General features: G+C 60.2%; 11 protein-coding genes. 3 read left to right on the forward strand and 8 right to left on the reverse strand.

Translation table 11 applies throughout. The features are described from left to right. Positions 1 to 19: 19 nt before the first annotated feature. From JNX03_RS14380 to JNX03_RS14400, 5 genes are read right to left on the reverse strand one after another with little or no spacing between them, the layout of a single operon-like run. Positions 20 to 472, reverse strand: coding sequence for a GNAT family N-acetyltransferase (locus tag JNX03_RS14380; protein WP_217621278.1), 453 nt, complete (start codon positions 470 to 472; stop codon positions 20 to 22). Then, complete coding sequence (locus tag JNX03_RS14385; RefSeq protein WP_203209706.1) at positions 469 to 2,511, reverse strand: hypothetical protein; 2,043 nt, start codon at positions 2,509 to 2,511, stop codon at positions 469 to 471. The genes JNX03_RS14380 and JNX03_RS14385 overlap by 4 nt, the downstream gene beginning before the upstream one ends. Further along, positions 2,508 to 5,279, reverse strand: coding sequence for a DUF4159 domain-containing protein (locus tag JNX03_RS14390; RefSeq protein ID WP_203209707.1), 2,772 nt, complete (start codon positions 5,277 to 5,279; stop codon positions 2,508 to 2,510). Before JNX03_RS14390 ends, JNX03_RS14385 begins: the two co-directional genes overlap by 4 nt. After that, on the reverse strand, positions 5,276 to 6,160 hold the full coding sequence (locus JNX03_RS14395; protein WP_203209708.1) for a DUF58 domain-containing protein: 885 nt from the start codon (positions 6,158 to 6,160) through the stop codon (positions 5,276 to 5,278). Before JNX03_RS14395 ends, JNX03_RS14390 begins: the two co-directional genes overlap by 4 nt. Further along, entirely contained in the window at positions 6,157 to 7,164 is a 1,008-nt protein-coding gene (locus tag JNX03_RS14400) for an AAA family ATPase (protein ID WP_203209709.1), read from the reverse strand. The genes JNX03_RS14395 and JNX03_RS14400 overlap by 4 nt, the downstream gene beginning before the upstream one ends. Before the next feature lie 69 nt (positions 7,165 to 7,233). Here JNX03_RS14400 and JNX03_RS14405 point away from each other — a divergent pair, with 69 nt between their 5' ends. Genes JNX03_RS14405 through JNX03_RS14415 form a run of 3 tightly spaced genes read left to right on the forward strand, consistent with a single transcriptional unit; the run spans position 7,234 to position 8,804 of the window. Next, positions 7,234 to 7,818, forward strand: a complete 585-nt coding sequence (locus tag JNX03_RS14405; protein WP_203209710.1) for a DUF1285 domain-containing protein — start codon at positions 7,234 to 7,236, stop codon at positions 7,816 to 7,818. A 6-nt stretch (positions 7,819 to 7,824) separates the two neighbouring features. Then, positions 7,825 to 8,574 (forward strand): hydroxypyruvate isomerase family protein, encoded by a 750-nt coding sequence (locus JNX03_RS14410; RefSeq protein ID WP_203209711.1) that lies wholly within the window; start codon positions 7,825 to 7,827, stop codon positions 8,572 to 8,574. Then, positions 8,571 to 8,804: a DUF2798 domain-containing protein gene (locus JNX03_RS14415; protein ID WP_203209712.1), complete on the forward strand. Its 234-nt coding sequence runs from the start codon at positions 8,571 to 8,573 to the stop codon at positions 8,802 to 8,804. The genes JNX03_RS14410 and JNX03_RS14415 overlap by 4 nt, the downstream gene beginning before the upstream one ends. On the opposite strand, the gene JNX03_RS14420 is transcribed toward JNX03_RS14415, so the two are convergent. From JNX03_RS14420 to JNX03_RS14430, 3 genes are all read right to left on the reverse strand, one after another. Then, positions 8,801 to 9,418, reverse strand: a complete 618-nt coding sequence (locus tag JNX03_RS14420) for a glutathione S-transferase (protein WP_203209713.1) — start codon at positions 9,416 to 9,418, stop codon at positions 8,801 to 8,803. The two genes, JNX03_RS14415 and JNX03_RS14420, sit on opposite strands and share 4 nt — an antisense overlap. Before the next feature lie 84 nt (positions 9,419 to 9,502). Beyond that, the gene (polA, locus tag JNX03_RS14425) at positions 9,503 to 12,304 is read right to left on the reverse strand and encodes a DNA polymerase I (RefSeq protein ID WP_203209714.1); all 2,802 of its coding nucleotides are present in this window, start codon (positions 12,302 to 12,304) and stop codon (positions 9,503 to 9,505) included. A 131-nt stretch (positions 12,305 to 12,435) separates the two neighbouring features. Further along, positions 12,436 to 12,615, reverse strand: coding sequence for a zinc-finger domain-containing protein (locus tag JNX03_RS14430; RefSeq protein ID WP_203209715.1), 180 nt, complete (start codon positions 12,613 to 12,615; stop codon positions 12,436 to 12,438). Between the last annotated feature and the right edge of the window lie 117 nt (positions 12,616 to 12,732).

Raw genomic sequence — 12,732 nt, forward strand, 5'->3', positions numbered from 1 at the left:
CACCGCCATGTCATTGTGATCAGGATGGGCGATCAAGCCGTAGGATCATCCCGTGCTTTTCATCGGCGTTGTATCCAAGGCGCTCATAAAATCCCTTGGCGTCATTGTCCCGTCCGGTCAATAGCATGATCTTGGAGGCTTTGGCGTCTTGCGCGGTGTCGGCAAGTGCCATCATCACCGCACGGGCAAATCCTTGCCCACGCGCGTCTGGGAGGGTCACGACATTTTCGATCAATCCAAAAGGGCGTCCATGATAGGTCATGTTCGGCATCAAATGCAGGGTTGCCATGCTCACGATCCGTCCGTCATGCGCCGCACCCATGACGGTTGTACCGGGATAGCTCAGCAACGCGGCAAATGCGCCGAGGCCGTCTTCAAAGTTGATCAGACTGTGACCTGTCGAAAGCGCCGCGTAAAGCTGCCGTGCGTCGGCGTAATCGGCAATCGTCAAAGGGCGGCAAAGGCCTGTCACCTCCGCCCTTCCCTCAGCCAGCCAGTGGTGATCAGCGCGGTTGCCAAAATCAGCACCAACCATGGCGGCAGAATCGGGGTTTGTCGCACATCCAAGGTCTCGTAAGCGCCGCGCGGTGTCAGTCCGACCCAGCCGCGCCCGGCCGCCGGACGGCCCGCCCGCACATTGCGCAGGCGCGGCACGCCATCTTCAATCCGGGCAACACCGCCACGCAGCGCCGAGACAACCGGCTGTAGCGCTTCTTCACTCGCAATGGTCTCGACAAACTCGCGCGGGGCGGCAGGGCCAAGCCCGATCACCGCACCTTGTTCCCCGTTCGCCAACCGGTAGAGGCCAATTTCCGGCCCCTGGAAATTACCTTCAAAGGTGCCGGGGGCTATCTGGGTCATTGTGACCTCGCTGCTGTTGCCTGCAGGATCGGTGACCGTCACGGGCGCTACGGTTTCGCCCAAGGTGCGGCGCAGGATGCGCATGTTTTGCCCCTCGGCGGTTGCGGTGAGGGCTTCTTCTTCAAGCTCGGGTTCTTTCATCATCCAGTGGGCCAAGCGGCGCAGCAGTTCCAGTTGCGGCCCGCCGCCCTCGTAGCCACGGCTCCATAGCCATGCGTGATCCGAGGCAAGCAGCGCAACGCGCCCTTCCTCAACTCGATCCAGCACCAGCAAGGGCCGCCCGTCGATGCCTTCCATAACCACATGCCCCTGCGGATCGGCCACATCAATCTGGCGCAGCCAGCGGCCCCAATCACCATTGCCGGGCAGGTCCACGGTGACAGGATGGCGTTTGCCCAGATCTGTGACTTGCGGCAGATAAGGATCTTCGAGCACGCGGGCCGTCGGTGTCGCCGGCAATACCGATCCCAGTGGCGATCGGAAAATGCTATCAGCACTGGCAAAATCAGGTCCAGCGGCCACCAGAACTGCCCCGCCTTGGCGGATGTAATTGGCGACGTTGTCCAGATAAAGCGCCGGCAGTATGCCGCGCCGCTTATAACGGTCAAAGATGATCAGATCAAAATCGTCGATCTTGTCCATGAACAATTCGCGGGTGGGAAAGGCGATCAGAGAAAGTTCATTCACCGGCACCCCGTCTTGTTTTTCTGGTGGGCGCAGGATGGTGAAATGCACCAGATCGACGGAGCTGTCAGACTTTAGCAGGTTGCGCCATGTGCGCCCGCCGGGATGCGGCTCGCCGCTGACCAGCAGAACCCGCAACCGGTCGCGCACACCGTTTATCTGGATCAGGGCGGCATTGTTGCGGTCGGTCAGCTCACCCTCTGCTTGCGGTAGCGAAAACCGGATCACGTTGCGCCCGCCATGGGGCAAGGTCACAGGCAGGTCCAGATCCTGACCGATCGGCACCCGGAAACTCTGGGCCGGCTCGCCATCTATTGAGATGTCCAACACTGCCAATTCCTGTCCCGCGGGTGCCGCACCCAGATCGTCAATGCGCAAGGTGAGTGTCACGGGCTCACCAATAATCGCAAAGGCAGGCGCATTGCGCACGGTTAACCGGCGGTCCCAATCAGTGGATTGGCCAGACAGGATCAGATGCATCGGCGCGGGCAGGTCCACCGGCAAATCCGCGTCATGAATGCGCCCGTCGCTCAATGCGAGAATACCCGCCACCCGCGCAGAAGGTTCCTCGGCCAGGGCCTCCGCCAATGCGGTCATCAATTCGGTTCCGGTATCGCCCTCGCCATCGCCCACAGTGATGCGGCGCAACTCCGTGTTCGGGCGGGCCGCCACAGCGGCGGCCAATGTTTCTTCCGCCCTTTGGGTTTGGCCTGCACGGGTGCCGAGTTTTTGGCTGGCGCTTTCATCCGAAACCAACAGCACAATGTCATTCAGCGGCGCGCGGTCCTCTTGTTGATAGGACGGACCCGCCAGCGCGCCCAACACAACCAAAGCCGCCAATGCCCGCAATGGCCAGCCGTTCAACCCCCGCAGGACCGCAAGGATGATCCCCACGAGGGCCACCATAATCACCATCAGCAACAGTGGCAGCGGGATCAACGGGTCAAAAACAAGTGTTGCGGTCATTGGCCCAACCGATCCAGCAAGGCAGGCACATGCACCTGATCCGATTTATAATTCCCGGTCAGCACATGCATGACCAGATTAACGCCGAAGCGATGGGCAAGCTCACGCTGGCGCTCCCCCGCGTAGCCGCGCCCGACTGGCAACAAGGGCGCACCATCACCGCGCACAGCCCATGCCGCCGCCCAGTCATTCCCGCCGATCACCACCGGCGTCACCCCGTCATTGAGGTTTCTAAATGGCATCCCTTCGATGCGTTCGGCATCGGGCGGCGCGGCCTCGACCCACACATCACGGCTGGAATGTCGGCCGGGGAAATCCTGCAGCAGATAAAAGGTCCGGGTCAGAACGTGATCCACGGGCAGCGGCTCCAGCGGTGGAATATCCAGCGGCGCGGCCAATTCCCGCAGTTTCCGGCCATTCGGGCTGGCGGCGCCATAACGGGAAATATCTGCATCCCGCGTGTCGAAGAGGATCAAGCCGCCAGACCGCAGATATGCGTTCAGCTTGCCGTAGGCTTCGCTGGACGGGCGCGGCTGATCGGGGGTGATCGGCCAATATAGGATTGGGAAAAATGCCAGCTCGTCTACTTCCAGATCGACGGATGTGGGCGGCGCAGGCTCAACTGAGGTGCGGAAAAACAGGATATCCGACAACCCCTGCAAACCGGCAAAAGCAATGTCGTCCAGTTGCCTGTTCCCGGTGATTATATGGGCCAGCGATACGTCCACCGTTGCAGCAAGGGCAAAATCGTCGCCATTGTCCTGCGCCTCGGCCGGGGTGGTCCAGCCAAATGCCGGAAGCAGAAGGGCCAGCGCCATCGCCGGTGCGTTTCGGCGCAAGAGGCGGCCGGACAGGGACAGGGTTGCCACCACATCGACCAATAACAGCAAGATCGAAAGGCTCAATAGCAGGCCCGCGATCGGCTGTTCCGGTGCAACGGCAAAGCCGCGCACGGGAACGCTGACAGGCCAGCTGGCTGGGGTCAAAGCACTGTCTTGAGTGAACACATTGCGGGCCAAGCGGCTGTCGCCGCTGCCGTAAACGCCCGGCCGCAGTGTTGGGCCAGCGGGGGCCGCGACCAGGTCCGCGCCGTCTACACCGGGCAGATTGCCCGCATCAAACAACGCACCATATCCATCCATCACCCGCAGCGGTGTCCATGTGGTACCGGCCAAATCCTTGGCCTTGGGTGCTGCAGAAGCTGACGACACCGCCAGCCGTTCCATCATTTCGACAAAGAGACCGGACAAAGGCAAGGTGGACCATTCCGCCGTGGCGGTGACGTGGAATAGGACGATCTGGCCCTGGCCCACGGTCTTGCGCGTGACCAAAGGTGTACCATCGCTGAGCGCGGCAATCACCCGATTGGCCAAGGATGGATCGGGTTGCGCCACGACCTGAGCGGTGACAACAACATCATCCGGAATGCGCAGTCCAAAAAACGGCGAGGTCTCGCGGAACGGGGCCAGTGCTTTGGGTTCTCCCCAACTCATCGCGCCGCCGACGCTGCGCCCGCCAGCCCGCAGTCGCACCGGCATAAGCGGATCTTCGTCAATGCGGCTGATGTCGCTGGCGGCGATGCGCGGCCCTGCAAAGCGGACCAACATACCCCCCTTGTTGATCCATTCCTGCAAAGGCTGGTTTTCGGCATCCGAGATGGTCGCAATGTCGGCCAGCACAATCACATCGGGGTTGGCGGGCAGAACATCGGTCAGCGTCCCATCAATCAAATCAGCTGTCGGCTGCAGCGCCTGTTCGATGTAATGCAGCGGCGACAGCAGTTGCAGCCCCTCTTGATCATTCCGCCCCCCGATCAAGGCTACCTCGCGGCGGCGCAGGGCGTCATCGACCAATGTGATCGCGCCTGCGGATCGCTGTCCGGCGATGGCAAAACCGGTGATGCGGGCACGCAATTCCGCGGGCAAGGAAAGCTCTGCTTCGGCGGTGGTCGCGCCGCTGTCAAATGTCGCCTCCGCCGTGGCCAGGATACGGGCATTGCCTGCCGGATCGCGTCCTTCGGCCTGCAACACCACGGTTCTGTCTGGGCCGGCCAAGGCGCGTTGAACATTCAGTTTGACCACGCTGTCTTGATAGGTGGCAGGGGCGATGGCCAGGACGTTCGCGGCGGTCTGGAATACCTCGACAGCCCCCTTTGACTGCAAATCTGACAGAAGATCAGCCCGGCCCGGATAATCGAGCGCATCACTGAACCAGATCGTGTCAAAAGCGGGCAGTTCTGTGATGATTGCGCGGGCTTTGCCTATGACCGTGGGGGCAGGTTGCCATGCGGCAGGTGCAAATCCGGCAAGCCGGTTGCGCCAGACATCTGCTGATTGAAAGGACGGTTGATCGGGGCGGGTCAGGGTCAGAATCCCCACGGTGCGTTCGGCCCGGCCCGCACGAACAAGTTGCGCTTCGATGGCTTGGGTCTGTTGCTGCCAACGTGCTGCGCCAGCCCATGATCCGTCGAGTACAATCAGCAATGGGCCGGTCCCGGCGTCCTGATCCTCTTCGGGGTTCAGGACCGGTCCGGCCAACCCTAAAATGATCGCCGCCACAGCCAACATCCGCAGCAGCAAAAGCCACCACGGGGTGCGATCAGATACGGTTTCGTCGTCTTTCAACCCCAGCAGCAGTGCGACACCCGGAAAGCGGCGCCGGATCGGTGCCGGCGGCACGGCCCGAAGAAGCAACCACAAGATCGGCAAGGCCAACAGCGCCGTTAAAATCCATGGAGAGGTAAATCCAATGCCGCCCAGAATGGTCATGTCGCCACACCCCGCCGCGCATCAAGCGCCCCGTAGAGCCAAAGCAATGCCGATTGTGCAGAAGCATCCGTATGGTGCAGCCCGTATTGCCATCCGGTCAGGGCGCAAAGCTCCGACAACTCCTGCTTGCGGGCGGCGAGCCGCTCCAGATAGCGGGATTTAAGGTCATTTGCCTTGAGAGTTTCATGGCTCAATGTGCCGCCCATGCTTTCGAAAATAGTGCGGCCCGTGAAGGGGAATGCCTCTTCGGAGGGATCGAGCACATGATACAAAACCCCGCGCACACCGCGATCTGCCGCTTTGGTCAGCGCCAGCTTGACCGCTTCGAGATCGCCCATGAAATCAGAAATGAACACGGCCCGCGCATGGGGTATCATCGCGCGGTGTTCAGGTGGGCTGTAATCGGCAGGGTCGTCTTGCGTCAGCATCTCGGCAAGGCGCAGCACCTGCGGGTTGCCCCGGCGCGGCGGCAGGGCGGTGCCGGTCAGGCCCACGCGTTCACCGCCTCGGATCAGCAGAATACAGAGCGCCAGACCCAAAAGCCGGGCCCGATCTGCCTTGTCCGGCAAATCCTTGTTCGAGGCAAAGCGCATCGAGGCGCCCTGATCGACCCACAGCATCACCGATTGGGCAATCTGCCACTCGCGTTCGCGTACATATTCCTGATCGCCCATGGCCGATCTGCGGTGGTCAATCATCCGGCGACTGTCGCCGTGTTGCGCGGGTCTGTACTGCCAGAAATCGTCACCCAGGCCCGCGCGCCTGCGACCATGTGCGCCCAGCAGAACCGCGCCCGCCAAATGCTCCGCCCGCGCCAAAAGCGCCGGAAGCCGGGCGGCCTGTTCTTCGGCCTTGGCGCGGAGGGTGGTTTGCGGTGTCACGCGGCGGCCTTTGTCCCGCCAAGGGCTGCGGCCGTGTCGTCAATCAACGCCTGCAAACTGTCACCCCGCGCCCGCGCAGCAAAATTCAGGGCCATCCGGTGGCTCAGCACCGGACGGGCCATTGCGGTCACGTCTTCGGCTGACGGGGCCAAACGACCTTCCAACAGTGCCCTTGCCCGCACGGCCAGCATAAGGGCTTGGGCGGCCCGTGGACCTGGACCCCAAGCGACGGTTTCCCGCACCTGGGCGCTTGCACTGCTTTCTTCGGGGCGGAAGGCACGGACCAGATCAAGGATCATCTCAACCACAGAATCGCCCACGGGCATCCGGCGGAGCAACCGCTGTGCCTCGATCAACTCGTCCGCAGTGAAAACTTGCGTCGATTGCGCCTCTGTCTCGCCCGTAGTGGCAATCAGGATATCGCGTTCGGTATCGCGGTCGGGGTAGGCCACATCAATCTGCACCAGGAAACGGTCAAGCTGCGCCTCGGGCAGGGGGTAGGTGCCTTCTTGTTCGATCGGGTTCTGCGTTGCCAAAACGTGAAAAGGGTTGCCCAAGGAACGGTTCTGCCCGGCCACAGTCACGGTCTTTTCTTGCATCGCCTGCAATAACGCCGACTGCGTCCGCGGCGAGGCGCGGTTGATCTCGTCGGCCATCAAAAGCTGGCAAAACACCGGCCCTTCGATGAACCGGAACGCTCGTGTGCCATCTTCGGCGGTGTCCAATACTTCGGAGCCAAGAATATCTGCGGGCATCAAGTCGGGAGTGAACTGTACGCGATTGCCATGCAGGCCCATCACGGTGCTGAGGGTCTCAACAAGGCGGGTCTTACCCAAGCCGGGCAAACCGATCAGCAGCCCGTGCCCTCCGCATAGCAGTGCGGTGAGGGTCAGATCCACAACCCGGTCCTGCCCGATGAAACGGTTGGTGATAGACGCTTTGGCCTCGGCCAGCTTGCCGCTCAACGCTTCAATTTGCGCCACCATATCTTCCGCTTCGGCCATGACAAATTCTCTCTCTGGTTTATATCGGTTAGTGTAAGTGTATCTCTCTGACAGGAAATGGCAAAAGCAATGAGCGGACAAAAAACCGTTACCCCCTCCGCAGAAGGCATCCTTGCCTCTGCAAAAGCCGCCAAAACACGCGGATTGCCGCCGCTTGAGAAATGGAACCCCCCGTTTTGCGGGGATCTGGATATGCACATCCGGCGTGATGGGACGTGGTTTTACCAAGGGACACCGATTGGGCGGCCCGAATTGGTCAAATTGTTCTCAACGATTCTCTGGCGGGAAGAGGACAAGTATTACCTCGTCACACCGGTGGAAAAGGTCGGGATCACAGTCGAAGACGCGCCTTTTGTTGCCGTCGATTTTGAGGTTGAGGGGACAGGCAAGGATCAACAGCTGCGGTTTGTTACCAATCTGGAAGACGAAGCATTGGCCGGGCCGGACCATCCGATCCGCGTCGTGCGCGACCCCGAAACGGGGGAGCCGTCCCCTTATGTGTTGATCCGCCGGAACCTGGAGGCGCTGATTGATCGCAAAAGTTTTTATCGGCTTGTCGATATTGGCGCTCATCATGATGGCTGGTTCGGCCTTTGGACAGGCGGGGAATTTTTTGGGATTATCCCGTCGGATGAATTGCCGGACGGGTCGTAAGGCGTCATGAAGTCAGCCGCGAACCTGAGCCTCCTGTGGCCGGAATTGCCCTATCAAGACCGGTTTGCCGCCGCCGCTGCTGCTGGGTTCAGAGCGGTGGAGGTTTTGTTTCCTTATGGGCCGGACACTGCCATCACCAAGGCTGCGTTGAAGGAGCAGAGGCTGGAACTCATCTTGCTCAATGCCCCGTCGCCGCTGTCAGACCCACGCGGGTTTGCAGCGCAGGTGGGTGACGCGGCGGCGTTTCGCGCCGATATGCAGACGGCCTTTGACTGCGCCACCTCTCTTGGCGCGTCGTTTATTCATGTCATGACCGGTGAGGCCGCAGGTGACGCGGCGAAAGCCACGTTGATCAACAACCTGCGCTGGGCGGCAGATGCAGCACCCGACGGGATCACCCTGACGATTGAGCCGTTGAACCGGGTATCGATGCCGGGATACTTCCTGAATGACTACGCCTTGGCTGCCGATATTCTGGACGCGGTCGAGCGTCCCAATGTCGCACTGCAATACGACAGCTTTCATGCTCAGATGATCCACGGTGACGCGGTCCGGGTGTTTGAAACCTACCGTGATCTGATTGCCCATGTGCAGATCGGCGATGCGCCAGAGCGCAGTGGGCCGGGCACGGGTCTTGTCGATTTCGCATCGCTCTTCAATGCGTTGCGGGTGGCTGGCTATAAGGGTTGGATCAGTGGTGAGTATCATCCGGGTCGTCCCACAGAAAAAACACTAGACTGGATGACTGCCCTATGATCCCCGCGCGATTTGCCCCTGTCCTGTTTGGATTTATCCTGTCCGGCCTCATGTCCTTGATGGTGTCAGGCATAGCGACTTATCGGGCATTTGGTTTTTCCGAGGCCTTTGTGCCCTCATGGATGGGCGCTTGGGGGACAAGCTGGTTGGTGGCCTTTCCCGCAGTGCTGATCGTGGCGCCCGTCACCCGGCGATTGGTGGCGGCACTGGTCTGCAAGCACCAAGCCTAAGGGAAAAAGGTCGGCGCATCGCCTTCGGCCCATCTGGGATATTTGCCCATGATCGCGGCAAAACGGTCTGACCTGAGAAAACGCTCCAGCCATGCTTGAAGGTTTGGCCATGGCTGGGCGTCGAACCATTGCTTGTCGATGAATGCGAACTGCCGAACGAAGGGCAGGATCGCGAAATCTGCCAGCGTGGGGTGATCAAAGATCCACTGATCTATCACGGCATCCAGTTCCGTGAGGAACGCGGCCGCCTGATCGCGATGCGCCGAGGGATCTTCATCAGGGTAGCGGGTCGCGTATTTTGTGCGATCCAGCGCATGTTTGAACGGCCCGTCCGCCCGTGCGATCCACTCATGCCCCGCGTTGGACATATTGAGCCATCCTTCCGGATCACGGCGGCGCAACGCCCAGAACATGATATCGAGGCTTTCGTCAATCACGCCCCCTTCGGTGACCAAACAGGGCACCGTTCCGCTGGGTGACGCATCAAGAAAGGCAGGCGCCTTGTCCCGCAGGACAATCTCGCGCAGTTCCGTGGTGGTGCCGCTGACGGCCAACGCCAGACGCGCCCGCATGGCATAGGGACAACGTCGAAAGGAATAGAGGATCGGAGTCATGACTATGGGTTAGCGGAAAATTGGAGGGGAGGCCATGGCGGCAGGTCCGATGTCAAGTGCAGAGCACGGGCGGGCGGCGCCTCCCTAATGCGCCTCTGCCCAGTTCGCGCCCGTACCTGCATCCACGGTCAGCTTCACATCCAGTTTCACCACCGGATCATTGGCGTTTTCCATCACCTCACGGGCGGCGGCGATCAGGGTGTCCTCGGCCCCTTGCTCCACCTCAAACAGCAGTTCGTCATGCACCTGCAACAGCATCGTTGCGGGCAGATCGGCGATGGCGTCCGGCATCCGGATCATCGCGCGGCGGATCACATCGGCGGCGGTGCCTTGGATCGGCGCATTGATCGCGGCGCGGGCGGCAAAACCGGCATGCGGACCCTTGGCACCGATGTTGGGTGTGTGGATCTTGCGGCCAAACAGGGTTTGGACATAGCCGTGTTCTTTGGCAAACGCCTTGGTGTCATCCATATAGGTGCGAATGCCGGGGAAGCGTTCGAAATAGCGGTCGATGAACCCCTGCGCCTCGGACCGGGGAATGCGCAGATTGCGGGCCAGACCAAAGCCGGAAATACCATAAATCACACCAAAGTTGATCGCCTTGGCGCGGCGGCGCACCTCTGGTGTCATCTCGTCCATCGGCACGTCAAACATCTCGGAGGCCGTCATCGCGTGAATGTCGTCACCACGGGCAAAAGCTTCCTTCAGGGCGGGGATATCCGCGATATGGGCCAGAATGCGCAGCTCGATCTGGGAATAATCCAGCGCGACCAACGTCTTGCCTTCTTCGGCGACAAAGGCCTCGCGGATGCGGCGGCCTTCCTCCGTGCGGATTGGAATGTTCTGTAGGTTCGGATCGGTGGAGGCCAAACGCCCTGTCGATGCCCCCGCGATGGAATAAGACGTGTGCACGCGGCCCGTGTCCGGGTTGATGTGGGTTTGTAGCGCGTCGGTATATGTGGACTTCAACTTGCTGAGTTGTCGCCAGTCCAGAACCCGCGCAGGCAAGTCATGCTCGGTGGCGAGATCTTCGAGGACATCAACGCCGGTGGAATACTTGCCGTTCTTGCCCTTCTTGCCGCCCTCAATGCCCATTTCATCAAACAGGATCTCGCCAAGCTGCGCGGGGGAGCCAACGTTGAACTTACGGCCGACAATCTGGTAAATTTCGTCTTCCAGCCCTGCCATTTTCTGTGCAAAGGCGTTGGACATCCGGCTTAGCGTATCGCGGTCCACCTTGATCCCGGACCGCTCCATCGCGGCCAGAACCGGCACCAATGGCCGTTCGAGCGTCTCATAGACTTTGGTCACTTCGGCGCGGTGCAACTGCGGTTTGAGGAACTGCCACAAACGCAGGGTGATATCTGCATCCTCTGCGGCGTATTTTACGGCTTCTTCCAATGGAACCTTGTCAAAGGTGATGGCGGATTTACCAGAGCCAAGCAATGGTTTGATTGGGATCGGCGTATGGCTCAGATACCGCTCTGAAAGGGTGTCCATCCCATGATTGTGCAGACCCGCGTGCTGCGCGTAGGACATCAACATCGTGTCATCGAAAGGCGCAACAGTGATGCCGATCTGGGCAAAGATCTTGGCGTCATATTTCATGTTTTGCCCGATTTTGAGGATGCTCGGATCCTCCAACATCGGGGTCAACATCTGCAAAGCCTGTTCAACCGGCATTTGCCCTTCGGCCAGATCGTCTGAACCGAACAGATCATCACCGCCATGGGCCTTATGGATCAACGGGATATAGCAGGCCTTCCCCGGTTCCGTTGACAGCGAGATTCCGACCAGTTCGGCGGTCATCTCATTCAGGCCGGTGGTTTCCGTATCAACCGCGACATAGCCGACCTCGTAGATTGCATCGATCCACTTTTGCAACGTATCCGCATCGGCAACATGCTCGTATTTTTCCGCATCAAACGGCAAATCATCGGCTTGCGGCGCATCGGGCAAGGTTGGAGAGGTTTCGGCGATTACGGGCGCTTCTCGGCCCAGAACCTCTGCCACACGCTTGGACAAGGTGCGGAACTCCATCTCGGCAAGGAACCCAAGCAGGAGATCTGCGTCCGGTTCGCGCACTTCGAGATCATCCAAGGTGAAATCCAGCGGCGTGTTTTCGTCCAGCAACACCAGCCGGCGGGACAGGCGGATCTGCTCGGCGTGATCAATCAAGGTCTGGCGGCGCTTGGGTTGTTTGATCTCTTCGGCGCGGGCAAGAAGGGTTTCAAGGTCGCCATATTCGTTGATCAACAGTGCAGCGGTTTTGATCCCGATCCCCGGCGCGCCGGGCACATTGTCAACCGAATCGCCCGCCAAAGCCTGCACATCGACAACTCTTTCGGGAAAGACGCCAAATTTCTCAAATACCCCATCGCGGTCGATGGTTTTGTTTTTCATCGCGTCGAGCATCTCAACGCCGTCCCCGACAAGCTGCATCAGATCCTTGTCAGAACTGATGATGGTGCAGCGCCCACCCGCCGCGCGGGCCTGAACGGCGAGGGTGGCAATGATGTCGTCCGCTTCGAATCCTTCCTTTTCTTTACAGGCGATGTTGAAGGCTTCGGTCGCAGTCCGGGTCAGCGGAATTTGCGGGCGCAGGTCTTCTGGCATGGCCTCGCGGTTGGCCTTGTAAAGATCATACATCTCGTTGCGGAAGGTATGACTGCCCTTGTCAAAAATCACTGCGGCATGGGTCGGTGCATCGGGGCCGGTGTTCCCTTCGACATAGCGGTGCAGCATGTTGCAAAATCCCGCAACCGCACCGATGGGCAACCCGTCAGACTTGCGCGTCAGTGGCGGCAGGGCGTGATAGGCGCGAAAGATAAAGGCAGAGCCGTCAATCAGATGCAGGTGGTGGCCTTTGCCAAATGTGCCGGACATGAATGGCTTCCTCTCGCAGGTTTATGTGTGACATGACGCATCGGGCGCTGCCTTTGGGCACGCGTCACTGTCGTCTGATCATGTCTAGAATACGCCGTGCGGCCCCCGCCGCAAGCGTGCGTCGGCCGGATTCAGACTTTGCCTTCAAAATCGCTGTGCACGAATTTGCAGTCGCAATAGCCACATTCGACATAGCCGGTGTCGCGCGGGATTTGCAGCCAGACACGCGGATGGCCAAGCCCCCCTTCGCCGCCGTCACAGGCAACGCGGTAGGTGTTCACGATCCGGGTTTCGGGCGCTTGCTGGCTCATGTCTTGCGGTCCTTGGCTCAGGGCTGAATGCTGATCTCTTATGCCCAATGCCGGGCGTCAGAACAAGACCCGCTGTCAGGCAAACCGGCAGCGGCAAAAAGCCTCGGGATGGATGCA

The sequence above is a fragment of the Sulfitobacter mediterraneus genome (assembly GCF_016801775.1).
Taxonomy (GTDB): Bacteria; Pseudomonadota; Alphaproteobacteria; order Rhodobacterales; family Rhodobacteraceae; genus Sulfitobacter; species Sulfitobacter mediterraneus_A.